The organism is Agromyces sp. NPDC056389 (genome assembly GCF_042262385.1).
GTDB lineage: Bacteria > Actinomycetota > Actinomycetes > Actinomycetales > Microbacteriaceae > Agromyces.
Genome location: NZ_JBHJPN010000002.1, coordinates 180,698 through 206,577, shown reverse-complemented (window position 1 = coordinate 206,577; position 25,880 = coordinate 180,698). Strand labels below are relative to the sequence as shown.

Below are 25,880 nucleotides of genomic sequence, written 5' to 3'. Positions count from 1 at the left end.
CCCCACGATCCAGCCATTCACTGTTGAGAGGCACAACCCATGCGAGCTACGAAGAAGTACCTCGCGACGGCCGTCATCGCCGCCGCGACCATTGCACTGGTCGGGTGCGCCCCGACCGCCACCGGCGGCGCCGAGTCGACGGATGCCGCCGCCCCCGTGAAGGTGGCGATGCTCACGAGCCAGACCGGGCCGCTCGCCGCGTACGGCGCCGCCTACACGGCGGGCTTCGAGGCCGGCCTCGACTACGCGACCGACGGCACCGGCACGGTCGACGGCCGCGACCTCGAGATCGAGTGGGCCGACGACCAGGGCAACCCCGACACCGCCGTCTCGAAGGCGAAGGACTTCATCGGCCAGGGCTACCAGATCCTCGCGGGCACCGCGGCATCCGGCATCGCCACCGCGCTCGCCGAGCAGGCCGCGCAGAACCAGATCCTCTACATCTCGGGCCCCGCGGCCGCCGACGCCATCACCGGCGTCAACGAGTACACCTTCCGCTCGGGCCGCCAGACCTACCAGGACGTCGCGACCGCCGGCACCTTCATCGGCGACCCGGCCGGCAAGAAGGTCGTCGTCTTCGCGCAGGACAACGCCTTCGGCCAGGGCAACCTCGCCGGCGTGCAGGCCGTGCTCGGTGGCCAGGGCGCGACCGTCGAAGGAGTGCTCGTCGCCGAGGACGCGACCGAGTTCACGCCCTTCGCGCAGCAACTCGTCGACGCGGCACCCGACCTCGTGTTCGTCGCGTGGGCCGGCGCTTCCTCCGGCGCCATGTGGACGGCACTCTCGCAGCAGGGCGTCTTCGACCAGGTGCCCGTCGTGACGGGCCTCGGCGATGTCGCGACCTACGACGCCTACGGCGACGCCTCGAGCGACATCTCGTTCCTGAACCACTACTTCGGCGGTGCAGCGGGCACCGATGCCGAAGCCGCGATGATCGAGCACCTCGAGGCCGCGGGCGCCACCGCCGACCTCTTCTCGCCCGACGGCTTCGTGGCGGCGCAGATGATCGTGCAGGCCGTGCGCGAGGGCGGCGACACCGTCGATGGCATGATCGCCGCACTCGAGGGCTGGACCTTCGACTCGGTGAAGGGCGAGATCACGGTTCGCGCCGAGGACCACGCCATGATCCAGCCGATGTACCAGGCGAAGCTCGTGCAAGACGGGGCGAACTGGGTGCCCGAACTCGTCGACACCGTCGACGCCGAATCGGTGGCACCGCCGGTCGCCGGCAAGTGACCAGCGCGGCGGGCCGGGCGCCCCGCCCCGGCCCCCCCCACCCACCCACCCGCCCTGACGCGGGCCAGAGCCACCCCCCCCGGCTCACCCCCGCGCCCCATGCGGGGGCTAAGGGGGTGCCCTAACTCTTCGACACCGTCGACGCCTATTGGGTGGCACCGCGGGTCGCGGGAATGTGACCCGCGGGGCGGCGGTGCCTCCGAGCCCGGCCGCCGCACTCCATCCGACTCGCAGTAAGGCGACCATGACCCACGACGCGATGCTCAGCCTCGAGCACATCGGCCTCCGCATCGGCGGCGCCCGCATCCTCCACGACGTCTCGATCGACGTGGCGGCCGGGGAGATGCTCGGAGTGATCGGCCCCAACGGTGCCGGCAAGACCACCCTCTTCAACGTCATCTCCGGCGTCATGCGCCCCACCGACGGCCGCGTCGTGCTCGACGGCGACGACGTCACGCGGGAGCCGATCCACCGCCGGGCGGCGGCCGGCCTCGGCCGCACCTTCCAGACGTCGAGCCTCTTCGCCGCACTCAGCGTGCGGGAGAACGTGCGGCTCGCCGCTCAGGCCCACCTGGGCGGCGCGACCTCCGTCTTCCGGCTCCCGCGAGCGACGGATGCCGCGAGCGAACGTGCGCTCGAGTGCCTCGCCGAGGTCGGGCTCGAGCACCGGGCCGACGCCCAGGCGTCCGGCCTCGCGCACGGCGAGAAGCGCAAGCTCGAGATCGCCATGCTCATCGCGACCGACCCCAAGGTGATCCTGCTCGACGAGCCCATGGCCGGGGTCGCCTCCGGCGACGTGCCGGCGATCACCGAGGTGATCCGCGGACTCCACCGCGGCGGGCGCACCGTGCTCATGGTGGAGCACCACATGGAGGTCGTGCTCGGCCTCGTCGACCGGGTCGCGGTCATGCATCACGGCGAACTGCTCGCCGTCGACACCCCGGAGGCCGTCATGGCGAACCCGACCGTGCAGTCCGCCTACCTCGGGGAGGCAGTGTGAGCACCCCGACCTCGGCCGCACCCATCCTCACGGTCCGAAGCCTCTCCGGGCGCATCGCCGGCCAGCAGGTCGTCGAGGACGTCTCCTTCGAAGTGCCGCCCACGGGCGTCACCGCCCTGCTCGGTCGCAACGGCGTCGGCAAGACCTCGACGATCAAGTCGATCCTCGGCCTCATCGACCGGAGCGGCGAGGTGCTGCTCGACGGCGCCCGCGTCGACCGCCTCCCGACCCACCGCATCGTGCAGCAGGGCGTCGGCTACGTGCCGGAGGACCGCGAGGTCTTCGGCTCGCTGACCGTCGCCGAGAACCTCAGGCTCGCCGAGCGAGACGACCGGCCCCGCCGCGAGTACATCGCCGAGCTCTTCCCCGACATCCACGACCGCCGCGCGCAACGCGCAGGCACGCTCTCCGGAGGGCAGCAGCAGATGGTCTCCCTCGCCCGCGCCCTCGTCAACGAGAACCGGCTCCTGCTCGTCGACGAACCCACCAAGGGGCTCGCCCCGAAGATCGTCGACGAGGTCGCCGCGGCGCTCGGCGAGGCGGCGCGCACCGTGCCGATGCTCCTCGTCGAGCAGAACCTGCACGTCATCCGCGCGCTCGCCGACCGGGTCGTCGTGCTCTCCGGCGGCCGGGTCGTCTTCACGGGCGAGGCCGCAGAGCTCCTCGACGACGAGGACCGCATCCAGCGCTACCTCGGCGTGCACGACGCCGACGCCGGCGCCGACGCGACGGAGGAGGGTGCCCGATGAGCACGATCGTCCTCCTCGTCATCACGGGCCTCGGCCTCGGCGCGCTCTACTTCCTTGTCGCGAGCGGACTCTCCCTCATCTACGGACTCATGGGCGTCTTGAACTTCGCCCACGGCTCGTTCCTCACGATCTCGGCGTTCCTCGGCTGGGAGGTCGGGCGCCGCGTCTCCGACGGCACCTGGTGGGGGCTCGCACTGTCGGCGCTCGTCGGCATCGCCGTCGGCGCCATCGTCGCGGCGCTCACGGAGTACCTGCTGATCCGGCGGCTCTACGAACGCCACATCGAGCAGGCGCTCGTGACCGTCGGCCTCTCGCTCGCGAGCGTCGCCCTCTTCGAGGGCATCTGGGGCACCGATCCGATCTACACCGAGAAGCCCGACTGGCTCGGCCAGACGACGATGATCCTCGGTGCGAAGATCCCGAACGACCGCTTCCTCCTCATCGCCTGCGCGCTCCTCGTGCTCGGCGGCATCGTGCTCTTCCTCCGGCGGACCAGGTACGGCCTCATCATCCGCGCCGGCGTCGAGAACCGCTCGATGGTCACCGCGCTCGGCATCGACGTGCGCCGCTCGTTCACGCTCGTCTTCGCGATCGGCGGCGCGGCCGCAGGACTCGGCGGCGTGCTCGCATCGGTGTACTACGGCTACGTCTCGGCGCACCTCGGCTCGACGCTGCTCATCTTCGCCTTCATCGTGACGGTGATCGGCGGACTCGGCTCCCTCACGGGGGCCGCGATCGCCTCGGTGCTCGTCGCCGTGCTGCAGCAGTTCGCCAACTTCTACCTCGGCGGCACGGGCGACCTGGTCGTCGTGATCGCGCTCGCCGCGGTACTGCTCATCCGCCCGCGCGGACTGATGGGGAAGGTCGCATGACAGGCTCACAGGACACGGCCCGGCAGACGACGGATGCCGGGGCGTCCGCCTCCACGACAGCACAGGCCGGCACCGGGGCATCCGCTCGTCGAACCCTCTGGCTCACGCTCGGCGGTGCGGCACTCGTGGTGCTGCTCGCGCTGCTGCCGCTGCTCGCGATCGACATCCCGGGGGTGCTGCCCGGCCCGACGTACACGCCGGGCACGCTGCAGCTACTCGCCTACGCGATGCTCATCGCCGCACTCGCCCTCAGCTACCGCATGATGTTCGGCCTCGCGGGGCTGCTGTCGTTCGGCCATGCGCTCTTCTTCGCAGCGGGCGCCTACGGACTCGGCATGACCCTCGACGCGTTCGCGCCCGTCGCGTGGACGAGCGAGCTCATCTTCCTCGGCTCGATCGTCGTCACGCTCGTCTTCGGGCTCGTGCTCGCGGCGACCGTCGGGGCGCTCGCGCTCCGGGTCACCGGCATCTCGTTCGCCATGGTGACGCTCGCGTTCGCCCAGGCCGGTTCGGTGATCATCCGGCGCAACCCCGGCGGTGCGACGGGCGGCGACGAAGGCCTCTCGCTCGACATCGCCAATGTGCCGGGGGCCCTCGTCGGCGTGCTCAACACCCGCAACCTCTACTGGGTCGCGCTCGGCGTGCTCGTCTTCGTGTACCTCGTGGTGCTCTGGGTCGAGAAGAGCCGGGCCGGTCACGTCGCCGAGGCCACGCGCGAGAACGAGTTGCGGGTGCGCGTCATCGGGATCCGCCCCTACAACGTGAAGCTCCTCATCTTCATCGTCGCCTCGGTGCTCGCGGCCGTCGCCGGCATGGGCTACCTCCTGCTGCAGTCGGGCGCCTCGCCGCGCGTGGCGACGGCGGACTTCACCCTGACCCTGCTCGTCATCGTCGTGCTCGGCGGGGTGGGGTATCGCTGGGGCGCGATCGTGGGCGGTATCGTCTACACACTGCTCGACCAGCGATTGACGGCGCTCGCAGGCTCGGACGCGATCGCGGCCCTGCCCGATGTGCTCCGGATCCCGCTCTCCGAGCCGTTGTTCATTCTGGGAACGCTCTTCATCCTCGTGGTGCTGTTCCTGCCCGGGGGGATCGCGGGGCTCCCGCAGCGCATCCGCACGGGGCGGAAGCAGCACCCGGCCGAAGCGGAGGAGACCGCAGATGCCTGACGCACTCCACACACTGGGGCGGTGGACGCGGGATCGCGCCCGTGCCACCCCCGAGCGCATCGCGATCGACGATCGCGGCGTCGTCGTCAGCTACCGCGACCTCGATGACCGAGCCGAGCGACTCGCGGCGGCGTTCCGCACGGCGGGCTTCGCGATCGGCGACCGCGTCGCCACGCTCACGGGCAACAGCGCCGACCAGGTCGTGCTGTTCTTCGCCTGCGCGAAGGCCGGTCTCGTGCTGGTGCCGCTCTCGTGGCGCCTCGCCCCGCGCGAGCTCGCCACGCAGCTCGAGATCGCCGAGCCCGCGCTCCTGCTCATCGAGAGCGAGTTCGAGTCGCTCGCCAGGGCGACGCTCTCCCGCGTCATCCGCAGCATCCCCACCGCCGCGCTCGGCGCACACGGCGTCGAGGCCGAGATGCCCGCGCCGGCCCGGCACGGAGACTCCGCGCCATCCGCTCGCACCGAGGTGGCGGACGACGATGCGCTGCTCATCATCTTCACCTCGGGCACCACGGCGACGCCGAAGGGTGCCGTGCTCACGCACGCCAACTGCTTCTGGACGAACCTGTCGCTCTCGCGCATCTCGGAACTCCGCGCGGCCGACACCGTGCTCGCGGTCATGCCGCAGTACCACGTCGGCGGATGGAACATCCAGCCATTGCTCGCATGGTGGACGGGCGCGACGGTCGTGCTCGAGCGCACCTTCGACCCGGGCCGGGTGCTGCACCTGATCCAGGACCGCGGCATCACGACGATGATGGGCGTGCCCGCGAACTACCTCTTCCTCGCCCAGCACCCCGACTTCGCCCGCACCGACCTCTCGAGCCTCGAGCACGCGATCGTCGGCGGTGCGCCCATGCCCCCTGCGCTGCTGCGCGCCTGGCATTCACGCGGGGTCGCGCTCGCCCAGGGATACGGGCTCACCGAGGCGTCGCCCAACGTGCTGTGCCTTCCCGACGAGGACGCGCAGACCCGTGCCGGATCGGCGGGCAAGCCCTACCCGCACGTCGACGTCGCGGTGGCCGACCCGGTGACCGGCGAGCGCCTCGACGGCGCGGCCGAGGGCGAGCTGCTCGTGCACGGACCGTCGGTCTTCGCCGGCTATTTCCGCGACCCTGCAGGCACGGCCGCCGCACTGCACGACGGGTGGCTGCACACCGGCGACCTCGTGCGCCGCGACGCCGACGGCTACTTCACGATCGTCGACCGCATCAAGGACGTGTACATCTCGGGCGGCGAGGGCGTCGCTCCCGCCGAGGTCGAGGCCGTGCTCCTGAGCCACCCCGCCGTCGCCGACGTCGCCGTCGTCGGCGTTCCCGACGAGCGCTGGGGCGAATCCGGCGTGGCCTGGGTGGTCGTCGGTCGAGGCCGGGTGACGGATGCCGCCGAGCTCATCGAGTTCGCCCGCGCCTCGCTCGCCCACTTCAAGGTGCCGCGCGAGGTGCACCTCGTCGATGAACTGCCCCGCTCGACGGCCGGAAAGGTGCTGCGGCGGGTGCTCGTCGAGCGCGCGACCGCGATCGCCGGCACCGGGGTCGAGACTCGCACCGGCGCCGAGCCCGCCACCACGCATCACCGAGAGGACGCACGATGAGTGCAGCACCCCGAACCGCACGCGGCGAGAAGACCCGCCGGCGCCTGCTCGAGGCCGCAGAGCACGTCTTCGCCGCTCACGGCTACCACGAGGCATCCGTCTCGCGCATCACCGACCGGGCGGGGGTCGGCCAGGGCACCTTCTACCTGTACTTCGACACGAAGCTCGACCTCTTCAACGAGCTCGTCGAAGACCTGAACCATCGCGTGCGTCAGGCCATGAGCGAGGGCACTCGCGGCGCGGCGAACCGCATCGAGGCCGAGCGCGCCGGGTTCGCGGCGTTCTTCCGGTTCACGGCGGAGCATCCGGCGCTCTACCGCGTCGTACGCGAGGCCGAACTCGTCTCGCCCGATGCACTTCGCCTGCACTATACGCGCATCGTCGACGGGTACATCGACGGCCTCCGCGAGGCGAGCGAAGACGGCGAGATCGGCGACATCGACCCGACCGTGGCGGCATGGGCGCTCATGGGCATCGGAGAGATGATCGGCATGCGCTGGGTGCTCTGGGGCGATGGCGATGCCGCGCCCGGCGACGACGCCGACCCGACCGCGAGCGGCACCCGCGCCGTGCCGCCCGAGGTGCTCGACGAGATGATGCGCTTCGTCGAGGGGGCGCTCGGCCGACCCTCGGCAGACGGGCGCGCGACCGATCGCACGGCCTCCGGCGCACAGACCGCCGATCGGGACCCGGCGGACGACGACGACATCGAACCGCGCAGCGACGCGGCCGGCAAGGAGGAATCGTGACCGATCTCAGCGGACGCCGGGCACTCGTCACCGGGGGAGCGAGCGGCATCGGGGAGGCCTGCGCCCGTGCGTTCGCCGAAGCGGGCGCGCACGTCACCATCGCCGACCTCAACGGCGAGGCCGCCGAGCGCGTCGCGGCCGAGCTCGGAGGTGAGGCGTGGCAGGTCGATCTCGGTGACACCGCCGCGCTCGCCGACCTCTCGCTCGATGCCGACATCCTCGTCAACAACGCGGGCATCCAGCACGTGCGCCCGATCGAGGAGTTCGAGCCCGAGCGCTTCGCGTTCATCTTGCGGCTCATGCTCGAGTCGCCGTTCCTGCTCATCAGGGCCGCACTGCCCGGCATGTACGCACGCGGCTTCGGCCGGGTCATCAACATCTCGAGCGTGCACGGGCTGCGCGCCTCGCCGTTCAAGTCGGCCTACGTGGCGGCCAAGCACGGCCTCGAGGGCCTCTCGAAGGTCACCGCCCTCGAGGGCGGCCCGCACGGCGTCACGTCGAACTGCATCAACCCCGCCTACGTGCGCACGCCCCTCGTCGAGCGGCAGATCGCCGATCAGGCGAAGGTGCACGGCATCTCCGAAGACGAGGTGGTGCCCAAGGTCATGCTGACGGAGTCGGCCGTCAAGCGACTCGTCGAGCCCGAGGAGGTCGCGAGCCTGGCCCTGTGGCTCGCGGGCCCGGCCGCCGGCATGGCGACGGGCGCGAGCTACACGATCGACGGCGGATGGAGCGCACGGTGACGTCGACGGCCTTCGCCGCGCCCGTCGAGGGCGGCCTGCTCGCGGGCGGCCAATGGCGAGCTGATGCCGCCGGCCTTCCCGTGCTCGCCGTGCACGGCATCTCGGCGACCCACCGCAACTGGGATCTCGTGGCCGATGGCCTCGCCGAGCGGAGGGTGATCGCCCCCGACCTGCGCGGTCGCGGCCGCAGCAACGCGCTGCCGGGACCGTACGGCCTCGAGCGCCACGCCGACGACGTGGCAGCGGCCCTCGACGCCCTCGGCGTCGACCGGGTCTACGTGCTCGGCCACTCGATGGGTGCGTTCGTCTCGGTGCGATTCGCCGAACGCCACCCCGATCGGGTCGCGGGCATCGCGCTCGTCGACGGCGGGCTGCCGGTGCCGAACCCAGAGGGCGTGCCCGACGAGGAGCTGCCGGCGCTGCTGCTCGGCCCAGCGCTCGAGCGCCTCTCCATGACCTTTCCCGATCGGGCCGCGTACCTCGACTTCTGGCGGCGGCATCCGGCGCTCGGACCGTACTGGAACGCCTCGATCGAGGCGTACGTCGAGTACGACCTCGACGGCGTCGAGCCGAGCCTCAGGAGCTCGGCGGTCGCTGCCGCCGTCGTGGAGAACGCCGTGCAGCTCGACGGCGCGAGCGGATACCTCGAAGCGCTCCGGGCGCTGGCCGGGCCGGTCGACTTCTTCCGTGCTCCTCGCGGACTGCAGGACGAGGCTCCGCTCTACCCCGAGGCGCTCGTCGCCGAGTGGGCCGAGCGGATGCCGCAGCTCGTCGTGCACGACGTCGCCGACGTGAACCACTACACGATCGTCATGACCGAGCCCGGCGCGGGTAGCGTGATCCCTGTGATCCGTGCCCGCATCGAGGCGGCGGAAACACAGGAAGGTGCATCGTGACACTCGACAAAGTCGTCGGGTCCGCTCAAGAGGCGGTCTCCGACATCCCTTCGGGCTCAAGTCTCGCCGTCGGCGGATTCGGGCTCTGCGGCATCCCGATGGTGCTGATCCAGGCCCTGCTCGACGCAGGGGTCGACGGGCTCTCCGTCGTCTCGAACAACTGCGGCGTCGACGACTGGGGGCTCGGTGTGCTGCTCGCGAAGCAGCGCATCGCCAAGATGACCTCGTCGTACGTCGGCGAGAACAAGGAGTTCGAGCGGCAGTACCTCTCGGGTGAGCTCGAGCTCGAGCTCACCCCGCAGGGAACGCTCGCCGAGAAGCTGCGGGCCGGAGGCAGCGGCATCGCGGCGTTCTTCACCCAGACCGGCGTGGGCACGCAGGTCGCCGAGGGCGGGCTGCCCCGGCGGTACAACGCCGACGGCACGATCGCCGTCGCCAGCCCGGTGAAGCCCGTGCAGACGTTCGACGTCGCGGGGGTGGCCCGCGAGTTCGTGCTCGAAGAGGCGATCACGACCGACTTCTCGCTCGTGCACGCGCTGAAGGGCGACCGGTACGGCAATCTCGTGTTCGACAAGTCGGCTCGCAACTTCTCGCCGCTCGCGGCGATGGCCGGACGCGTCTGCATCGCGCAGGTCGAGGAGATCGTCGACGCCGGCGAGATCGACCCCGATGCCGTGCACCTGCCGGGCATCTACGTCGACCGCATCGTGGTCGTCGGCCACGAGATCGAGAAGCGCATCGAACGTCGCACCGTGCGAGAGGGGAACTGAGATGGCACTGACCCGCCTCGAGATGGCCGCCAGGGCCGCCCGTGAACTCGCCGACGGCTCCTACGTGAACCTCGGCATCGGCCTGCCCACGCTCGTGCCCAACTACGTGCCCGACGGGGTCACGATCCTCCTGCAGTCCGAGAACGGCATCCTCGGCGTCGGACCCTATCCGACCGACGACGCGGTCGACCCCGATCTCATCAACGCCGGCAAGGAGACGGTGACGGTGCTGCCCGGCGCTGCGTACTTCGACTCGGCGGCGAGCTTCGGCATGATCCGCGGCGGCAAGATCGACGCCGCCATCCTCGGCGCCATGCAGGTGTCCGCCACGGGCGATCTCGCCAACTGGATGATCCCCGGAAAGATGGTCAAGGGTCCTGGCGGTGCGATGGACCTCGTGCACGGCGCCCGCAAGGTGATCGTGCTCATGGAGCACGTCGCGAAAGACGGCTCCGCGAAGATCGTGAACGAGTGCTCGCTGCCGCTCACGGGGCGCGCGGTCGTGCACCGCATCATCACCGACCTCGCCGTCATCGACGTGACGCCCGAGGGCCTGCGGCTCGTCGAGTGCGCGCCGGGCGTGAGCGTCGACGAGGTCGTGGCCGCGACCGAACCGCCACTGATCACGGACTGAACGGACCATCGCCCAATGATCGAAACGATCTTCCCCGGCATCGTCTCCCGAACCGTCGAGACGCCGCGTCTCGTGGCCGGCGTGCTCGAGCGGCGAGCGGATGCCCCGTCGGCGACCGTCGTCTTCGTGCACGGCAATGTGTCATCGTCGCTGTTCTGGCAGCCGACGATGCTCGCTTTGCCGCCCGGCATCGCGGCATACGCGGTCGACCTCCGCGGCTTCGGCGACAGCGAGACGCTGCCGGTCGACGCCACTCGCGGCCTTCGGGACTTCTCCGACGACGTGGCAGCCGTCATCGACGCCCTCGATCTCGGCCCCGTGCACCTCGTGGGCTGGAGCATGGGCGGGGGTGTGGTCATGCAGCTCCTGCTCGACCGGCCCGATCTCGTGGCGAGCCTCACGCTGCAGTCGCCGGTGTCGCCGTACGGGTTCGGCGGCACCGCACTCGACGGTTCGCTGCTCATCACGGATGCCGCGGGCACGGGCGGCGGGGGAGTGAACCCCGACTTCGTGGCCCGGCTCGAGGCCGGCGACCGGAGCGACGAGGCTGGTTCACCGCGCGCGGTGTACCGCTCGAGCTATGTGGCGCCGGGCTTCGTCTCCGAGCATGAAGACGTCTGGGTGGAGTCGATGCTCTCGACGGCGATCGGCCCCGACAACTACCCGGGCGACTCGACGGTCTCCGAGAACTGGCCGGGATTCGCGCCGGGCGGCCGCGGAGTGCTGAACACGATGGCGCCGACCGTGTTCGACGTGAGCGGCATCGTCGACCTCGCGGCGAAGCCGTCGATCCTCTGGATCCACGGCTCGCAGGACGCGATCGTCGGCGACGCCTCGTTCTTCGACCTGAACCAGCTCGGTGCCGCCGGCATCATCCCGGGCTGGCCGGGGGCCGAGGTCGCGCCCCCGCAGCCGATGATCTCGCAGACGCGTGCCGTGCTCGCTCGCTACTCCGATGCCGGTGGCACGGTCATCGAGCTCGAGCTCGAGAACTGCGGGCACTCGCCGCACCTCGAACACCCCGAGGCGTTCCGCGACGCGCTCGTCGCGCATCTGTCCGCCTGAGCATCGTGCCGGCGCCGCATCAGGGCAGTCCCTGACGCTCGAATCCCGGGGCGTGCCCGATACTGATCAGCGGAGGGCCTGTTCGTTGCCGCATCGTGTCCGAAGCGGAGACATGCATGAGACAGAATTCAACGTGGGGGCTGAGGATGCCTCCATCGGAATGGAGCATCGATGCCGCGTCGTAGCAACCTTGTCCGCGTCGCCGCCGGGGTGGCGGCGTTTGCTGTGCTCGCACTGGGCGGGTGCGTGGGCACCGCCGGCGCCGAACCGACTCCCACCGCAGCGGTGTCGGCGTCGCCGAGCCCCACTACTGCTCCGAGCGACCCGCTCGAGAGCGTGACGGCCCTCGTCGCCCGACCGCAGGCGCTCGAACTGCGGGACGATTCCGGCGCGGTCGTCGCGTCGCTCGACTACCTCGGAGATGCGGCTGAGGCCATCGCGGCGCTCGAGACCGTGTTCGGCGCCGCACCGGCGAGCGAGGAGTACCCCGGCAACAGTCACTACGCCCCCGGCATCGCATATCGGTGGGGCGGCATGGAACTCCGCCAACCCGAGTACACGGGGGAAGTGGCCGAGTTGCCGCGCAGCTATTACTCGCCGTCGTTCAGCGTGTGGTTCAGCGCCCCGATGTCGGGTGAAGCCGAATTGACCACCGCGGAGGGGTACCAGGTCGGCGCAGAGTGGGCCGAGCTGGTCTCCGAGCCCGCGCTGCAGACGAACCCGTCGGGGTGTTCGGGGCCGTACCTCGACTTCGTCGAAGTGCCGCTGACGGATTCCGACGGCAACGTGGACGACCAGCGGGTCGCGGTGGTCTTCCGGGCTTCGGATGACGAATCCACCGTCGCCCGGATCTCGGCCCCGCTCGAGATCCATGACGAGTGCGCCTGACGCGGCGGATGAAGCGGAGAACCATGCGGAGTTTCACGGGGCTGCGCGCCGCGATGGCGTCCACCGCCACGTTCGTGCTCGCAGCGACATTGCTCGCGGGATGTTCGGTTGCTTCGAATCCTCCTGCACCCTCGACGGTGGCGAGCGAGGCGCCCGACTCGACCCCGGCGCCCGCTCCGGAACCGCTCGACGCCGTGACCACGCTCGTCGCGCGTCCACTGGCGATCGAACTGCAGGACGCGAACGGGTCCGTCGTGCAGTCGTTCGACTATCTCTCGGACACGGCCGCGGCGGTCGCGACGCTGACGACGGTGTTCGGCGAGCCTCCGACCATCGAAGAGGATGCCGGTTCGAACTACGAACTGCCGAGCACGGTTCACCGGTGGGTCGGCGTCGAACTCATCGAGCCGCTGTATCCCGACGCGCCATCCGACCTGGAGGCGGGCCCCTGGTATCCGAATTTCCGGGTCGCCTTCACGGCGGGGGCATCCGGCGACGTCGTGCTCGCGACGAATTCCAACCATGTCGCGGGCGAGCCCTGGGCCGAGTTCGTCGCATCGCCGGCCGCGATCCGGAACGGACTGTGCGATGAGCGGTACGGCGAGGTCGTCGTCCTGCCGAGGACGTACTCGGACGGCACCGTGGAGGATTCACGGAACTCGGTCGAGTTCCGGGCGTCCGACGATGGCACGGTCATCGCGAGCGTGACGGCACCGCGCGTGATGCATCGCGACGGTTGCGCGTGATGCCTGCAGGACGATTCGGCGGCCGACGCCTCGAAGCGACGAATGAGATGGAGTGCGAATGGCCATGAAACGACCGGGACCGACTCGATGGCGTCTCGCGGCACTGGCGCTGACCGCGGCGCTCACCGCGGCGCTGACCGGCTGCGTCGGGCCGAGCCCGATGCCCACCCCGTCGCCGACGGCGACCACGAACCCGCCGCTCTCTCCGACGCCGACGCCTGCGGCCGATCCCCTCGAGGGAGTGGTGGCGCTCGTCGCCACTGCCGAGACCCTCGACCTTCGCGATCGTGACGGCGCACTGGTCGAGCAGTTCCACTACCTCGACCAGCCGGCGGGCGTCATTGATGCGCTCTCTATCGTGTTCGGTGCAGCGCCGGTCGACGAGGAGAGCCCGGGGAGCAACCACACGCCCCCGTCGACATCGCATGTCTGGGGCGACGTCGAGATCGAAGAACGGCACTACGACGAAGCCCGTCGCGAGGCGGAGTCGATCGGAATGTCGTGGCCTCGGTTCTCCGTGTACTTCGACGCACCGACGTACGACGACGTCGAGCTCACCACACCCTCGGGCTACCAGGCGGGTGACATCCTCGCCGATCTCGCCCCCGGCTTCGATTCCGATGACTGGACGTGCGTGGGACAGGGGGTCGACGTCGTCACCATCGACGAGTACGTGGAATGGCAAGGCGGGAATGTGGAGCGCGAATACGGCGTCGCGCTCGCGAACTGGGACTCGATGGGCGGGCCGCCCGACGGCGTCGACGACGAGGGCACCGTCATCTGGATCGGCGCGCCCTACATCGTCGCCGAAGGCTGCGCGTAGCGATCGGCGTGCCGGCGGATGCTACCTCACAGCCGCCGACCCTCCGCGCGGAAGTAGACTCGTCACGTGCCTGCTGTGAATCTCGGAATGCCCAAAGTCCCTGAGGTACTGGCCCCGCGACGCAAGTCCCGCCAGATCAAGGTGGGCAAGGTGCTCGTCGGCGGTGACGCCCAGGTGAGCGTGCAGTCGATGACGACGACGCCCACGACGAACATCAACGCCACCCTGCAGCAGATCGCCGAGCTCACGGCATCGGGCTGCGACATCGTGCGCGTCGCCGTGCCGAGCCGTGACGACGCCGAAGCGCTGCCGATCATCGCGAAGAAGAGCCAGATCCCCGTCATCGCCGACATCCACTTCCAGCCGAACTACGTGTTCCAGGCGATCGATGCCGGCTGCGCCGCCGTGCGCGTCAACCCGGGCAACATCCGCAAGTTCGACGACAAGGTCGGCGAGATCGCGGCGGCGGCCAAGGCGGCCGGCGTGAGCCTGCGCATCGGCGTGAACGCCGGTTCGCTCGACCCTCGCCTGCTCCAGAAGTACGGCAAGGCGACGCCCGAGGCGCTCGTCGAGTCGGCGGTGTGGGAGGCGAGCCTCTTCGAGGAGCACGACTTCCACGACTTCAAGATCTCGGTCAAGCACAACGACCCCATCGTCATGGTCAAGGCCTACCGCATGCTCGCAGAGCGCGGCGACTGGCCGCTGCACCTCGGCGTGACCGAGGCCGGCCCGGCGTTCCAGGGCACGATCAAGTCGGCCACGGCGTTCGGCATCCTGCTCGGCGAGGGTATCGGCGACACCATCCGCGTCTCGCTGTCGGCTCCGCCGGTCGAAGAGGTCAAGGTGGGCCTGCAGATCCTGCAGTCGCTGAACCTCCGCGAGCGCAAGCTCGAGATCGTCTCGTGCCCGTCGTGCGGCCGGGCGCAGGTGGATGTCTACAAACTCGCGAACGACGTCACCGACGGGCTCGAGGGCATGACCGTACCGCTTCGCGTGGCCGTCATGGGCTGCGTCGTCAACGGACCGGGCGAGGCCCGAGAGGCCGACCTCGGCGTGGCATCCGGCAACGGCAAGGGCCAGATCTTCGTGAAGGGCGAGGTCATCAAGACCGTGCCCGAGTCCGAGATCGTCGCGACGCTCATCGAAGAGGCCAACCGCATCGCCGACGAGATGGGCGCCGACGCGCCGGTCGGCACTCCCGAGGTGCTCACCCCGTAGTCGCGAGCGCCGCCCGAGCGTATGGTGGGCGGCAGCGGATGCCCCGGGGCATCCGATCGCGAGAGGAGACCGCGATGAGCGGTGACGGCAGCGAGTTCGAGTACCCCGACACGGCGGGCTACCCCGATGGCATGGGCACACTCCACGAGGGCACCGATGAGGGTGCCGACGAGGGCATCGACGAAGACACCGACGATGCCGCGACGCAGGCTGAGGGCGACCTCGAGAGGTTCGCCCTCGCCGACGAGGAAGACGTCGAGGGCGTCTGACCGCATTCGCGACCCTCGGCGCCGAGCCGGTCAGGCGGGCGCGGCCGTGACGGGACCGAACTCGATCGTGCCCGTCGCGATGTCGGCCGCGAGCAGCTCGACCTCGAGCTCGGTCCCGGCGCGGGCGTCGGCGGGCGCCGGACACGTCGCGGTCACCGCGGGTTCGGCGAGCTGGAGCACCGCCCGCTCACCGCGCACCTCGAGCACCGTCGCGACGAAGCGCTCGCCGACCCGTGCGCTCAGCAGCGCCGCCTCGACCCTGGCGATGGACTCGGCGTCGAGTCGGCTCGCGCGCTGCGACGATGCGCCCATGAGCGACGGCAGTTCGCGCAGCGACGAGCGTGCCCATTCGGGCACCTCGCGCCCGGCGCAGAGCGCCTCGCAGACGACGAGCCCCCAGCGGTCGATCAGGCGACGCAGCGGCGCGGTGACGTGCGCGTACGGCGCCGCGAGCGCGGACTGGATCGGATCCGGCGGCACCTCGCCGTCGAGGGCGAGGTAGCCGGCGCCGCGGAAGAGACCGGATGCCGCCTGCATCACCGCGAGCGCGGCAGGGTCGGCGCGGTCGAGGCCACGAAGGTACTCGCCGTACGAGATCGTCTCGGGCCACGGGAGGCCGAGCGCGCGGGTCTGCGCACGGAACGCCGCGATGCGCTCGGCGCTCGGCTTCGGCATCGTGCGGAGCACGCCGATGCGGGCCCCCAACATGAGCTGCGCGGCCGCCATCCCGGTCATGAGCGACAGCTGCGCGTTCCACTCCTCGACGGGCAGCGGGTGCCGGCGTTCGAGCGAATAGCCGCCGTCGGTCGTGCGCACGATCTCCTCGTCGGGGGCGTTGAGGCTCGCGCCTCCACGAGCGCGCTCGAGCTCGATGCGCAGCAGCCCGACCTCCCGCAGCAGCGCGAGCGACGATTCGTCGCCGTCTCCCGCCTCGATGCGGGCCTGCGCCTCGTCGTACGTGAGCTGCTCGCGCGAGCGCACCGTCGCCCGGGTGAGTCGGGTCGACGTCACCTCGCCGCGTTGGTCGAGCTCGAACGCCCACACGAATGCGCTGCGGTCGGCATCGGGCAGCAGCGAGGCGCGGTCCTCACTGAGCACCACCGGATGCAGCGGCACCCTGCCGTCGGCCGCGTACAGGGTCTGCCCGCGGCGCCGGGCCTCGAGGTCGACAGCGCCGTCGGGGATCACCCAACCGGGGACATCCGCGATCGCGTAGTGCACGACGAACCCGGCGGTGCGGCGCTCGATGTGGAGCGCCTGGTCGAGGTCGGTCGATCCCGGCGGGTCGATCGTGACGAACGCGAGTTCGCGCAGATCGGTGCCAGGTGCTGCCGCACGCGTCGCCTCGGCCTCGGCGAGCACTTCTGGCGAGAACGACTCGGGCACGTCGAGCTCGGCGCGGAGCCGGGCGAGCGCGACCGCCAGCTCGCTCTGCGCGAGGGAATCCGTGACGTGCGTTCGGCGGCTCGGCATGCGGCCAGCCTACGAGCAGCACGGCGAACGGATGCCTCGGCGTTCGGACTCCCGGCGAGTCACGCCGGCTCGCGGCCAGGGCCGATCACGTGTCGAGCCGCCGATAGAATTCGAGGATGACGATCAACAGCCGCCACCTCGAGAACGCCGCGAACGCCCGCGACGACGCGTACCACCTCATCGAGGAATTCGAAGACGGTGACGTGCACCCGCGCGTGCTCGAGGTGCTCGAGAGCCTCGACACCGCACTGTTCGACCTGATCAACTGGGCCGACCAGGTCACCCGTCACCTCGCCGAGAGCGGCGTCGAAGTGGTCGACGTCGACCTCACCTGACCACCCGGGCGGGAGGCATCCGCGGTGCTCAGTAGAATCGTCGGGTGCCCACACGCCTGACGAACTACTTCCTCCGTACGCTCCGCGAAGACCCCTCCGACGCCGAGGTCACGAGCCACCGCCTGCTCGTGCGCGCCGGCTACATCCGGCGTCAGGCGCCAGGTGTGTTCGCCTGGCTGCCGTTGGGCCTGCGCGTGAAGGCGAAGATCGAGGCGATCATCCGCGATGAGATGACGAACGCGGGCGCGCACGAAGTGCACTTCCCGGCGCTCCTGCCGCGCGAGCCCTACGAGGTCACGAACCGCTGGACGGAGTACGGCGACAACCTCTTCCGCCTGCAGGACCGCAGGGGCGCCGACTACCTGCTCGCGCCCACGCACGAAGAGGTCTTCACGCTGCTCGTGAAGGACCTTTACAACTCGTACAAAGACCTGCCGCTGTCGATCTACCAGATTCAGGACAAGTACCGCGACGAGGCCCGGCCCCGTGCCGGCCTCCTGCGCGGCCGTGAGTTCACGATGAAGGACGCGTACTCGTTCGACGTCTCAGACGAGGGCCTCGACGTGAGCTACCAGGCGCAGCGCGACGCCTACGAGCGCATCTTCACGCGCCTCGGACTCGAGTACGTGATCGTCAAGGCGGATGCCGGCGCGATGGGCGGCTCGAAGAGCGAGGAGTTCCTGCACCCGACCCCCGTCGGCGAAGACACCTTCGTGCGCTCGGCCGGCGGCTACGCGGCCAACGTCGAGGCGTTCGAGACCGTCGTGCCCGAGTCGATCCCGTTCGACGGGCTTCCCGCGCCCCTCGTGCTCGACTCGCCGAACACCCCGACGATCGCGACGCTCGTCGACCTCGCGAACGCCGAGTACCCGCGGCCCGACGGGCGCGCATGGACCGCGGCGGACACCCTGAAGAACGTCGTGCTCGCCGTCGTGGCGCCCGACGGCACCCGCGAGCTCGTCGTCATCGGCCTGCCCGGCGACCGGGACGTCGAGATGAAGCGCGTCGAGGTCGCCTTCGCCCCGGGCGAGGTCGAGCCCGCGACCGAGGCCGACTTCGCGAAGCACCCCGGCCTCGTGAAGGGCTACATCGGCCCGTGGTCCGAGGGCGGTGCCGTGCTCGGCGAGGAATCCGCCACCGGCATCCGATTCCTCGTCGACCCGCGGGTCGTCGACGGCACCGAGTGGATCACCGGAGCCAACGTCGACCAGAAGCACGTCTTCGGTCTCGTCGCCGGCCGCGACTTCGTCGCCGATGGCACCGTCGAGGCGTCGAACGTGCTGCCGGGCGACCCCGCTCCCGATGGCTCGGGCCCGGTCGAACTCGCTCGCGGCATGGAGATCGGCCACGTCTTCCAGCTCGGCCGCAAGTACGCCGAGGCCCTCGGCCTCAAGGTGCTCGACGAGAACGGCAAGCTCGCGACCGTCACCATGGGTTCCTACGGCATCGGCGTCACCCGCATCCTCGCGATCATCGCCGAAGACAACAACGACGACAAGGGCCTCATCTGGCCGCCCGCCGTGGCGCCGTTCGACGTGCACGTCGTGGCGACCGGTCGCGACGAGGCCGTGTTCGAAGCGGCCGAGACGATCGTGGCCGGGCTCGAGGCATCCGGTTTCGACGTGCTCTTCGACGACCGCCCGAAGGTCTCGCCCGGCGTGAAGTTCGGCGACGCCGAGCTCATCGGCGTGCCGAAGATCGTGATCGCGGGCCGCGGCGTCGCCGACGGCATCGTTGAGGTCTGGGACCGGGCGACGGGGGAGCGCACGCAGGTCGCGATCGGCGAGGTCGCCGCAGCGCTCGCCTGACGCCGACGGTTCGCCTGAACTGCTCGCCCCTGCGGTCTCATCGACCGACGGGGCGAGCGGTGCGTCGGGCGAGCGTGCCGACGGCACGTCGCCCGAACGCCGTCACGACGCCGCGACCGCCTTCGCGGCCCGCTCGCCCGACACGACGGCACCGTTGAGGAAGCCGAAGTAGTCGACGCTCGTGTGCTCGCCCGCGAAGTGCACGTTGCCCTCGGGCACCGAACCGGCGCCGAACAGCGAGGTGTACTGCCCTGGGCGCAGCACCGTGTAGGAGCCCTTCGACCACGGGTTCGCCCACCAGAGATCGCGATAGGACTTGCCGGAGTACGCGGCGGTCATGCCGGGGAAGATCGGTTCGGCCTGCGCGAGGAGACCGTTCACCTGCGAGGCGCTCGCCGGGCCGAAGGCGCCGCCCGTCCACGCCTTCACCTGGTCGCCGGAGGGGAAGAAGTTGAACACGCCGGTCGGCAGGGGGTGATCGGCGGTGTCGTCCCATCCGCACTGGAAGCCGTTCTTGTTCGTGTAGGCGGCGCCGCCATACCCCTGCTCGACCCACGGCCGGTGGCTCACCTGCACGTGCACCTTGGCGTTCGCACCGAGTCCGATCTCATCGATCGCACGTCGCTTCAATGCCGAGAAGCCCGACTGCGTGAGGTCGCAGTCCCGCAGGGTCGTGAACGGCAGGGCGAGGATCGCGCGATCGGCGGTCTGGTCGACGGTGGAGTTGCCGACCTGGAAGCTGAGCCGCACGGTGCCGTCGGTGTTGCGCTTGACCGCGGTGAGCCGGTAGCCGTACCGCACGGTGTTCGCGGGCAGCTCCTCGAGCATGCGCGAGACCAGGAGGTCGTTGCCGCCGTTCACGGAGTACTTCTCGTCGGCGCCGTTCACGGGAGACAGGCTGTTCTGCGCGTTCCACCCGAGCAGGTAGACGAGGTTCAGCGCCGATTGCTCGTGCGGCTCGAGGCCGTACTCGCTCATCACGTTCGACTGCATGAGCTTCGCGAAGCGGCTCGAGAGGCCGCCGGGCACGTTCGCGGCGAGCCACTGGTCGACGTTCAGCTGGTCGAGGGCGACTCCGGCCGCCGTGTGACTGTCGTACGTCTGGCAGTACGGTGCGCTCGCGAGCGCCGACTTGAACGCCTGGTGCACGACGCCCCAGTCGGCGTTCGCGTCGTCGTACGGGTAGTCGGCGCCGTCGATCCAGTACTTGTCGTCCCATCCCTGGTAGCTGCCGCCCGCGACGACGTCGAGGCTCAAGCCGAGGTTCGACGCGAGGCTCCGAGTGGCGTTGTGGTCGGTGTTGATGAGCGCGCCCCCGTGCTCGACCACGATGCCGTCGTCGAAGTAGCCGCGAAGGCTGTAGCAGCGGCCCCCGGCCCGGGCGCTGCCCTCGTAGATCGTCGACGCGATGCCCTTCACCCGCCAGAGCCAGTGGGCGGCGCGCACACCGGCGAGGCCCGCGCCGACGATCACGACCTTCGGTGCAGGGCCGGGCTTGGCCACTGCCGCGTGCGCGGGCGTCGCCATGGCGAGGGCGGCTCCGGCGCCGATCGCGCCTCCGGCGATGAGCGCGTTGCGCCGGCTGATGCTCCTGGGCGGTTCGGGCTCGCGCCCGAGCACGTCCTCGACGGGGACGCCGGTTCGATCGGCTTCGGCGTGAGCGCGGAGGATGCGGCCGAGCCGTGCGCTGAGCGGGGTGGTGCCTCGGGAACCTGTCATGATGAGAGCCTCGCAATCCGTTGGTGTTGGGATCAGTGCTGCTTAACATGTTGCTTAGTGCAATTGAGCAGGATGCCGCGTGGCGCGTCAAGCCCCAACTTGTCGCGTCCCCGGCTGAACGGCGCGCCGCGGCATCCGCGGGGCCGTGACTGGAGGTGGGAGTGACCGGAAACGATGTCGGCGAGCAGGTGCGTCGCTACCGTGTCGCCCGGCGGCTCTCGCAGCGCGCCCTCGGCGACCTGGCCGGCGTCACCTCGGGGTTCCTCAGCCAGCTCGAAACGGGACGGACGAACGCGAGCATCTCGACCTTGCGGCGACTCGCCGACGCCCTCGGCGTCGGGCTCGCGGACCTCGTCGAGCCGGGTCCCGTCTCGGCGGCCCGGGTCGTGCGCGCCGGCCTCCGGCGCACGCTCTCCGCGAGCGACGGCATGACGAAGACCTTCCTCACGGAGCCCCCGTTCGGGCACCTCGAGATGTACGCGGTGACCATCGATCCCGGCGGGTCGACAGGACCCAGCCAGTATCGGCACGGCGACTCCGAGGAGGTCCTGCTCGTGCTGCGGGGGAGCGTTCGCGTCGAGCTCGCCGACGAGGTGCACCTGCTCTCGACGGGCGACAGCATCGTCTTCGCGAGCAGCACTCCGCACCGCGTGGCGAACGACGGCGACGGCGAGGCGGAGCTCGTCTGGGTGAACAGCCCGCCCACCCCCGCCGACTGAGGTGCGGTCGCGACCGCAGGGAGCGTCGGGAGCGTCCACCATGGCTGACCGAGGGCCGCGACATCCGGTACCGTAGAGTCCTGTCCGCTCCGAGGGGAAGCGGCGTGAGAGCTGAATAGAGGAGGCCGGGTTCATGGATATCGACCTCAGCGTGCTGCGGATGATGGAGCGCGAGAAAGAGATCCCATTCGACGAGCTGGTGGAGATCATCGAGCAGGCCATTCTCATGGCCTACTTGAAGCACACCCATCCCGACCAGCACGGACATGCGAACCCCGACGGCGCACGTGCGCACCTCGATCGCAAGACCGGCCACGTCTCGGTGTTCGTTCCCGAGCTCGATGAAGAGGGCAATGTCGTCGGCGAGGCCGAAGACAGCCCGAGCGACTTCGGTCGCATCGCCGCATTCGCCGCGAAGCAGGTCATCAACCAGCGACTGCGCGACATCGCCGACGACGCCGTGCTCGGCGAGTTCCGCGGGCGCGAGGGCGACATCGTCGCGGGCATGATCCAGCAGGGTCCGAACCCGCGAATGGTGCACATCGACCTCGGCACCGTCGAGGCGATCCTGCCCCCCGAAGAGCAGGTGCCCGGCGAGGAGTACCTGCACGGCCAGCGCATCCGCGTCTACGTGACGAGCGTCGCGAAGGGCCTCAAGGGCCCGTCGATCACCGTGTCGCGCACCCACCCCGCGCTCGTGCGCAAGCTCTTCGCCCTCGAGGTGCCCGAGATCGCCTCGGGTGTCGTCGAGATCGTCTCGCTCGCCCGCGAGGCCGGCCACCGCACCAAGATCGCCGTGCGCGCGACCCAGCCCGGCGTCAATGCCAAGGGCGCCGCGATCGGCGAGCTCGGCCAGCGTGTTCGTGCCGTCACGGCCGAACTCGGCGCCGAGAAGATCGACATCGTCGACTGGAACGACGACCTCGCGACCTTCGTCGCGAGCGCGCTCAGCCCCGCGAAGGTCACGAGCGCGTTCGTGATCGACGAGGCGACGCGTGCGGTTCGCGCACTCGTGCCCGACTACCAGCTCTCGCTCGCGATCGGCAAGGAGGGCCAGAACGCCCGCCTCGCCGCGAAGCTGACGGGCGCGAAGATCGACATCCAGCCCGACTCGGTCCTCGAGTCCGACTGAGCCCGACGACCGCCCGGCGGTCACCGCCAATGTCCACCGATCGGCCGCCGTCGGCGGCCGCACAGCGCAGAGTGTAAGATGGAACCCGTCAGAACGTGCATCGGATGCCGTTCGCGTGCCCCAAGGTCCTCACTTCTGAGGGTCGTCTCCCAGAACTCCCACGTCGTGGCCGATGTCACGGCTGTGCTTCCGGGCAGGGGTGCGTGGCTGCATCCGACACTCGAGTGCTACCGCCTCGCCGTTCGGAAGCGCGCCTTCGGGCGAGCGCTCCGCATTCGCGGCGAGGTGGACACCGGCAACGTAGAGAACAGGCTGAACCCACAAGTGATGACCAATGAGTGACAACTAATGAGCGGCTCGAAATGAGTCCCGTCCGCCATTGATGGTCTGCCCCTGTCCGGGGTCGGACCCGGAACAGGAGAGAAGTGGCTGCCAAACCACGCGTACACGAGATCGCATCCGAACTCGGTGTCGACAGCAAGATCGCCCTTGAGAAGCTCAAGGAGATGGGCGAGTACGTCAAGGGACCCTCGTCGTCCATCGAACCCCCCGTCGCACGTCGCCTGAAGGCGGCGCTCGAGGCCGCAGGCGCGGCCGCGTCCGCAGCTCCCGCAGCTCCGGCGCCTGCCGCGCCCGCAGCGGCCTCCGCCGCGAAGCCCGGCGCCAAGCCCGGCCCGAAGCCGGCACCGAAGGCTCCGGCCGCACCCGCGGCTCCCGCCCCGGCGCCGGTCGAGGCCGCAGAGGCCCCCGTCGTCGAAGCACCGCTCACGGTCGCCGAGCGCCAGGCGCAGGCTGAGGAGCGCGCAGCGCAGGCGGCAGCCGAGAAGTCGACGGATGCCACGGCCGCCGCATCGACCGACGGCGATGTCGCCAAGCCCGGCGGCGCCCCGAAGCCCGGTGCTGCTGCAGCTCCGCGTCCCGGAGCTCCCCGCCCCGCCGGCGGCGGAACGCCCCGCCCCGGCAACAACCCGTTCTCGAGCTCGCAGGGCATGGGCTCGCGCCCCGCTCAGCCGCGCCCGGGCAACAACCCCTTCTCGAGTGCCCAGGGCATGGGCCAGCGCCCGAGCCCCGGCAACATCCCGCGCCCGCAGGCGCCGCGACCCGGTTCGCCGCGTCCCGGCGCTCCGCGTCCGGCCGGTGCAGGCGGTCGTCCCGGCGGCGGCTTCCAGCGTCCCGGTGGCGCAGGCGGTGGCGCAGGCGCCCGTCCCGGCGGTGCCGGTGGCGGCTTCCAGCGTCCCGGCGGCGCGCCCGGTGGCGGCTTCGGCGGCCCGCGTCCCGCGGGCGGCGGCGGCCGTGGTCGCGGCCCCGGCGGTGGCACCGCAGGTGCCTTCGGTCGTGGTGGCGGCAAGAGCAAGTCGCGCAAGTCGAAGCGGACGAAGCGGGCCGAGTTCGAGATGCGGGAAGCCCCGTCGCTCGGCGGCGTGAGCGTTCCCCGCGGCGACGGCAACACCGTCATCCGTCTGCGTCGCGGCTCGTCGATCTCCGACTTCGCCGACAAGATCGACGCGAACCCCGGTTCGCTCGTGACGGTGCTGTTCCACCTCGGTGAGATGGCGACCGCGACCGAATCGCTCGACGAGGCCACCTTCCAGGTGCTCGGCGAGGAGCTCGGCTACAAGATCCAGGTCGTCTCGCCCGAAGACGAAGACCGCGAGCTCCTCGAGGGCTTCGACATCGACCTCGACCAGGAGCTCGAGGACGAGACCGACGAAGACCTCCAGCAGCGTCCTCCGGTCGTCACCGTCATGGGTCACGTCGACCACGGTAAGACCCGACTCCTCGACGCGATCCGCAACGCGAACGTCGTCGCGGGCGAGGCCGGCGGCATCACCCAGCACATCGGTGCCTACCAGGTGCACACCGAGCACGAGGGCAAGGACCGCGCGATCACCTTCATCGACACCCCGGGTCACGAGGCGTTCACCGCCATGCGTGCACGTGGTGCGCAGGTGACCGACATCGCGATCCTCGTGGTCGCGGCCGACGACGGCATCATGCCGCAGACGGTCGAGGCGCTGAACCACGCCCAGTCGGCGAACGTGCCGATCGTGGTCGCGGTGAACAAGATCGACAAGCCCGACGCCAACCCGGCCAAGGTGCGCCAGCAGCTCACCGAGTTCGGCCTCGTCGCCGAGGAGTACGGCGGAGACGTGATGTTCGTCGACGTCTCGGCTCGCGAGAACATCGGCATCCAGGACCTGCTCGACGCAGTGCTCCTCACCGCCGACGCCGGTCTCGACCTGCGTGCGAACCCCAACAAGGACGCTCGCGGTGTCGCCATCGAGGCGAAGCTCGACAAGGGTCGTGGTGCGGTCGCAACCGTGCTCATCCAGTCCGGAACGCTGCGCGTCGGCGACGCGATCGTCGCGGGCACGGCCTACGGCCGCGTTCGTGCGATGGTCGACGAGAACGGCGACGCCGTGGCCGAGGCCACCCCGTCCCGCCCTGTGCAGGTGCAGGGTCTCTCGAGCGTGCCGCGAGCCGGCGACACCTTCCTCGTCACCGAGGAGGACCGCACCGCGCGTCAGATCGCCGAGAAGCGAGAGGCCGCCGAGCGCAACGCCCAGCTGGCCAAGGCGCGCAAGCGCATCTCGCTCGAGGACTTCACCCGTGCGCTCGAAGAGGGCAAGGTCGAGTCGCTCAACCTCATCATCAAGGGTGACGTGTCGGGTGCCGTCGAGGCGCTCGAAGAGTCGCTCATGAAGATCGAGGTCGACGACAGCGTGCAGCTGCGCATCCTCCACCGCGGTGTGGGTGCCATCACCGAGAGCGACGTGAACCTCGCGACGATCGACAACGCGATCATCGTGGGCTTCAACGTGCGACCCGACACGAAGGCGCGCGAGCGCGCCGCTCGCGAGGGCGTCGACATCCGCTTCTATTCGGTGATCTACAACGCCATCGACGAGATCGAGGACTCGCTCAAGGGCATGCTGAAGCCCGAGTACGAAGAGGTCCAGTCGGGCGTCGCCGAGATCCGCGAGGTCTTCCGCTCCTCGAAGTTCGGCAACATCGCCGGTGTCATCGTGCGGTCGGGAACGATCACGCGAAACGCCAAGGCTCGTGTCATCCGCGATGGCGTCGTCGTCGGCGACAACCTCGCGATCGAGTCGCTGCGCCGCTTCAAGGACGACGTCACCGAGGTCCGCACGGACTTCGAGGCGGGCATCGGCCTCGGCAAGTTCAACGACATCCAGGTCGGCGACGAGATCGAGACCATCGAGATGCGGGAGAAGCCCCGCGCCTAGTTGCTCGAGGGTCGGGGTCCCGCTC

25 protein-coding genes are annotated in these 25,880 nt (G+C 70.2%); 23 read left to right on the top strand and 2 right to left on the bottom strand.

The window, feature by feature from the left end; all coding sequences use genetic code 11:
* Positions 1 to 39 precede the first annotated feature (39 nt).
* The 17 genes from ACFCVM_RS13935 (at position 40) to ACFCVM_RS13855 (ending at position 15,421) form a co-directional block, all read left to right on the top strand.
* Positions 40 to 1,236, top strand: a complete 1,197-nt coding sequence (locus ACFCVM_RS13935; protein WP_375837066.1) for a substrate-binding domain-containing protein — start codon at positions 40 to 42, stop codon at positions 1,234 to 1,236.
* Between the two features lie 244 nt (positions 1,237 to 1,480).
* Positions 1,481 to 2,236, top strand: a complete 756-nt coding sequence (locus ACFCVM_RS13930; protein WP_375837065.1) for an ABC transporter ATP-binding protein — start codon at positions 1,481 to 1,483, stop codon at positions 2,234 to 2,236.
* Complete coding sequence (locus ACFCVM_RS13925; RefSeq protein ID WP_375837063.1) at positions 2,233 to 2,985, top strand: ABC transporter ATP-binding protein; 753 nt, start codon at positions 2,233 to 2,235, stop codon at positions 2,983 to 2,985. Before ACFCVM_RS13930 ends, ACFCVM_RS13925 begins: the two co-directional genes overlap by 4 nt.
* The gene (locus ACFCVM_RS13920) at positions 2,982 to 3,857 is read left to right on the top strand and encodes a branched-chain amino acid ABC transporter permease (protein WP_375837060.1); all 876 of its coding nucleotides are present in this window, start codon (positions 2,982 to 2,984) and stop codon (positions 3,855 to 3,857) included. The genes ACFCVM_RS13925 and ACFCVM_RS13920 overlap by 4 nt, the downstream gene beginning before the upstream one ends.
* Positions 3,854 to 5,026 carry a branched-chain amino acid ABC transporter permease gene (locus ACFCVM_RS13915; RefSeq protein ID WP_375837059.1) on the top strand — a complete coding sequence of 391 codons (1,173 nt, stop codon included), beginning with the start codon at positions 3,854 to 3,856 and terminating at the stop codon, positions 5,024 to 5,026. Before ACFCVM_RS13920 ends, ACFCVM_RS13915 begins: the two co-directional genes overlap by 4 nt.
* Positions 5,019 to 6,620, top strand: a complete 1,602-nt coding sequence (locus ACFCVM_RS13910) for a class I adenylate-forming enzyme family protein (RefSeq protein WP_375837058.1) — start codon at positions 5,019 to 5,021, stop codon at positions 6,618 to 6,620. The genes ACFCVM_RS13915 and ACFCVM_RS13910 overlap by 8 nt, the downstream gene beginning before the upstream one ends.
* The gene (locus ACFCVM_RS13905; RefSeq protein ID WP_375837057.1) at positions 6,617 to 7,369 is read left to right on the top strand and encodes a TetR/AcrR family transcriptional regulator; all 753 of its coding nucleotides are present in this window, start codon (positions 6,617 to 6,619) and stop codon (positions 7,367 to 7,369) included. Before ACFCVM_RS13910 ends, ACFCVM_RS13905 begins: the two co-directional genes overlap by 4 nt.
* A complete protein-coding gene (locus ACFCVM_RS13900; protein ID WP_375837056.1) occupies positions 7,366 to 8,112 on the top strand; it encodes a 3-hydroxybutyrate dehydrogenase in 747 nt (248 codons plus the stop codon). Before ACFCVM_RS13905 ends, ACFCVM_RS13900 begins: the two co-directional genes overlap by 4 nt.
* Positions 8,097 to 9,008 (top strand): alpha/beta fold hydrolase, encoded by a 912-nt coding sequence (locus ACFCVM_RS13895; RefSeq protein WP_375837055.1) that lies wholly within the window; start codon positions 8,097 to 8,099, stop codon positions 9,006 to 9,008. Before ACFCVM_RS13900 ends, ACFCVM_RS13895 begins: the two co-directional genes overlap by 16 nt.
* Positions 9,005 to 9,778 (top strand): CoA transferase subunit A, encoded by a 774-nt coding sequence (locus ACFCVM_RS13890; protein WP_375837053.1) that lies wholly within the window; start codon positions 9,005 to 9,007, stop codon positions 9,776 to 9,778. Before ACFCVM_RS13895 ends, ACFCVM_RS13890 begins: the two co-directional genes overlap by 4 nt.
* Before the next feature lies 1 nt (position 9,779).
* Positions 9,780 to 10,412 carry a CoA transferase subunit B gene (locus ACFCVM_RS13885; protein WP_375837052.1) on the top strand — a complete coding sequence of 211 codons (633 nt, stop codon included), beginning with the start codon at positions 9,780 to 9,782 and terminating at the stop codon, positions 10,410 to 10,412.
* A gap of 15 nt (positions 10,413 to 10,427) precedes the next feature.
* On the top strand, positions 10,428 to 11,477 hold the full coding sequence (locus tag ACFCVM_RS13880; protein ID WP_375837051.1) for an alpha/beta fold hydrolase: 1,050 nt from the start codon (positions 10,428 to 10,430) through the stop codon (positions 11,475 to 11,477).
* Between the two features lie 171 nt (positions 11,478 to 11,648).
* On the top strand, positions 11,649 to 12,365 hold the full coding sequence (locus ACFCVM_RS13875) for a hypothetical protein (protein ID WP_375837050.1): 717 nt from the start codon (positions 11,649 to 11,651) through the stop codon (positions 12,363 to 12,365).
* A 23-nt stretch (positions 12,366 to 12,388) separates the two neighbouring features.
* Positions 12,389 to 13,111 carry a hypothetical protein gene (locus ACFCVM_RS13870; protein ID WP_375837049.1) on the top strand — a complete coding sequence of 241 codons (723 nt, stop codon included), beginning with the start codon at positions 12,389 to 12,391 and terminating at the stop codon, positions 13,109 to 13,111.
* Between the two features lie 58 nt (positions 13,112 to 13,169).
* Positions 13,170 to 13,934: a hypothetical protein gene (locus ACFCVM_RS13865; RefSeq protein ID WP_375837048.1), complete on the top strand. Its 765-nt coding sequence runs from the start codon at positions 13,170 to 13,172 to the stop codon at positions 13,932 to 13,934.
* A gap of 87 nt (positions 13,935 to 14,021) precedes the next feature.
* Complete coding sequence (gene ispG / locus ACFCVM_RS13860) at positions 14,022 to 15,152, top strand: flavodoxin-dependent (E)-4-hydroxy-3-methylbut-2-enyl-diphosphate synthase (protein WP_375837047.1); 1,131 nt, start codon at positions 14,022 to 14,024, stop codon at positions 15,150 to 15,152.
* A 74-nt stretch (positions 15,153 to 15,226) separates the two neighbouring features.
* A complete protein-coding gene (locus ACFCVM_RS13855; protein WP_375837046.1) occupies positions 15,227 to 15,421 on the top strand; it encodes a hypothetical protein in 195 nt (64 codons plus the stop codon).
* A gap of 30 nt (positions 15,422 to 15,451) precedes the next feature.
* On the opposite strand, the gene ACFCVM_RS13850 is transcribed toward ACFCVM_RS13855, so the two are convergent.
* Positions 15,452 to 16,894, bottom strand: a complete 1,443-nt coding sequence (locus ACFCVM_RS13850) for an RNB domain-containing ribonuclease (protein WP_375837045.1) — start codon at positions 16,892 to 16,894, stop codon at positions 15,452 to 15,454.
* A gap of 116 nt (positions 16,895 to 17,010) precedes the next feature.
* Here ACFCVM_RS13850 and ACFCVM_RS13845 point away from each other — a divergent pair, with 116 nt between their 5' ends.
* Positions 17,011 to 17,229, top strand: coding sequence for a hypothetical protein (locus tag ACFCVM_RS13845; RefSeq protein ID WP_056013941.1), 219 nt, complete (start codon positions 17,011 to 17,013; stop codon positions 17,227 to 17,229).
* A gap of 44 nt (positions 17,230 to 17,273) precedes the next feature.
* A complete protein-coding gene (locus tag ACFCVM_RS13840; protein ID WP_375837044.1) occupies positions 17,274 to 19,037 on the top strand; it encodes a proline--tRNA ligase in 1,764 nt (587 codons plus the stop codon).
* Positions 19,038 to 19,139: 102 nt separating this feature from the next.
* On the opposite strand, the gene ACFCVM_RS13835 is transcribed toward ACFCVM_RS13840, so the two are convergent.
* The gene (locus ACFCVM_RS13835; RefSeq protein ID WP_375837042.1) at positions 19,140 to 20,756 is read right to left on the bottom strand and encodes a flavin monoamine oxidase family protein; all 1,617 of its coding nucleotides are present in this window, start codon (positions 20,754 to 20,756) and stop codon (positions 19,140 to 19,142) included.
* A 161-nt stretch (positions 20,757 to 20,917) separates the two neighbouring features.
* Here ACFCVM_RS13835 and ACFCVM_RS13830 point away from each other — a divergent pair, with 161 nt between their 5' ends.
* From ACFCVM_RS13830 to infB, 4 genes are all read left to right on the top strand, one after another.
* Positions 20,918 to 21,475 carry a helix-turn-helix domain-containing protein gene (locus ACFCVM_RS13830; protein ID WP_375837040.1) on the top strand — a complete coding sequence of 186 codons (558 nt, stop codon included), beginning with the start codon at positions 20,918 to 20,920 and terminating at the stop codon, positions 21,473 to 21,475.
* Between the two features lie 133 nt (positions 21,476 to 21,608).
* A complete protein-coding gene (gene nusA / locus ACFCVM_RS13825; RefSeq protein ID WP_375837037.1) occupies positions 21,609 to 22,607 on the top strand; it encodes a transcription termination factor NusA in 999 nt (332 codons plus the stop codon).
* Between the two features lie 78 nt (positions 22,608 to 22,685).
* Entirely contained in the window at positions 22,686 to 22,949 is a 264-nt protein-coding gene (locus tag ACFCVM_RS13820) for a YlxR family protein (RefSeq protein WP_115962395.1), read from the top strand.
* Between the two features lie 83 nt (positions 22,950 to 23,032).
* Complete coding sequence (infB, locus tag ACFCVM_RS13815; RefSeq protein WP_375837034.1) at positions 23,033 to 25,855, top strand: translation initiation factor IF-2; 2,823 nt, start codon at positions 23,033 to 23,035, stop codon at positions 25,853 to 25,855.
* The last annotated feature ends 25 nt before the right edge of the window (positions 25,856 to 25,880 follow it).

Bases quoted from the DNA above. Each gene is read 5' to 3' on its own strand.
- ACFCVM_RS13935 (WP_375837066.1), top strand. From the start codon at position 40: ATGCGAGCTACGAAGAAGTACCTCGCGACGGCCGTCATCGCCGCCGCG.
- ACFCVM_RS13930 (WP_375837065.1), top strand. From the start codon at position 1,481: ATGACCCACGACGCGATGCTCAGCCTCGAGCACATCGGCCTCCGCATC.
- ACFCVM_RS13920 (WP_375837060.1), top strand. From the start codon at position 2,982: ATGAGCACGATCGTCCTCCTCGTCATCACGGGCCTCGGCCTCGGCGCG.
- ACFCVM_RS13915 (WP_375837059.1), top strand. From the start codon at position 3,854: ATGACAGGCTCACAGGACACGGCCCGGCAGACGACGGATGCCGGGGCG.
- ACFCVM_RS13910 (WP_375837058.1), top strand. From the start codon at position 5,019: ATGCCTGACGCACTCCACACACTGGGGCGGTGGACGCGGGATCGCGCC.
- ACFCVM_RS13905 (WP_375837057.1), top strand. From the start codon at position 6,617: ATGAGTGCAGCACCCCGAACCGCACGCGGCGAGAAGACCCGCCGGCGC.
- ACFCVM_RS13895 (WP_375837055.1), top strand. From the start codon at position 8,097: ATGGAGCGCACGGTGACGTCGACGGCCTTCGCCGCGCCCGTCGAGGGC.
- ACFCVM_RS13885 (WP_375837052.1), top strand. From the start codon at position 9,780: ATGGCACTGACCCGCCTCGAGATGGCCGCCAGGGCCGCCCGTGAACTC.
- ACFCVM_RS13880 (WP_375837051.1), top strand. From the start codon at position 10,428: ATGATCGAAACGATCTTCCCCGGCATCGTCTCCCGAACCGTCGAGACG.
- ACFCVM_RS13875 (WP_375837050.1), top strand. From the start codon at position 11,649: ATGCCGCGTCGTAGCAACCTTGTCCGCGTCGCCGCCGGGGTGGCGGCG.
- ACFCVM_RS13870 (WP_375837049.1), top strand. From the start codon at position 12,389: ATGCGGAGTTTCACGGGGCTGCGCGCCGCGATGGCGTCCACCGCCACG.
- ACFCVM_RS13865 (WP_375837048.1), top strand. From the start codon at position 13,170: ATGGCCATGAAACGACCGGGACCGACTCGATGGCGTCTCGCGGCACTG.
- ispG (WP_375837047.1), top strand. From the start codon at position 14,022: ATGCCCAAAGTCCCTGAGGTACTGGCCCCGCGACGCAAGTCCCGCCAG.
- ACFCVM_RS13855 (WP_375837046.1), top strand. From the start codon at position 15,227: ATGAGCGGTGACGGCAGCGAGTTCGAGTACCCCGACACGGCGGGCTAC.
- ACFCVM_RS13850 (WP_375837045.1), bottom strand. From the start codon at position 16,894: ATGCCGAGCCGCCGAACGCACGTCACGGATTCCCTCGCGCAGAGCGAG.
- ACFCVM_RS13845 (WP_056013941.1), top strand. From the start codon at position 17,011: ATGACGATCAACAGCCGCCACCTCGAGAACGCCGCGAACGCCCGCGAC.
- ACFCVM_RS13835 (WP_375837042.1), bottom strand. From the start codon at position 20,756: ATGACAGGTTCCCGAGGCACCACCCCGCTCAGCGCACGGCTCGGCCGC.
- nusA (WP_375837037.1), top strand. From the start codon at position 21,609: ATGGATATCGACCTCAGCGTGCTGCGGATGATGGAGCGCGAGAAAGAG.
- ACFCVM_RS13820 (WP_115962395.1), top strand. From the start codon at position 22,686: ATGGAACCCGTCAGAACGTGCATCGGATGCCGTTCGCGTGCCCCAAGG.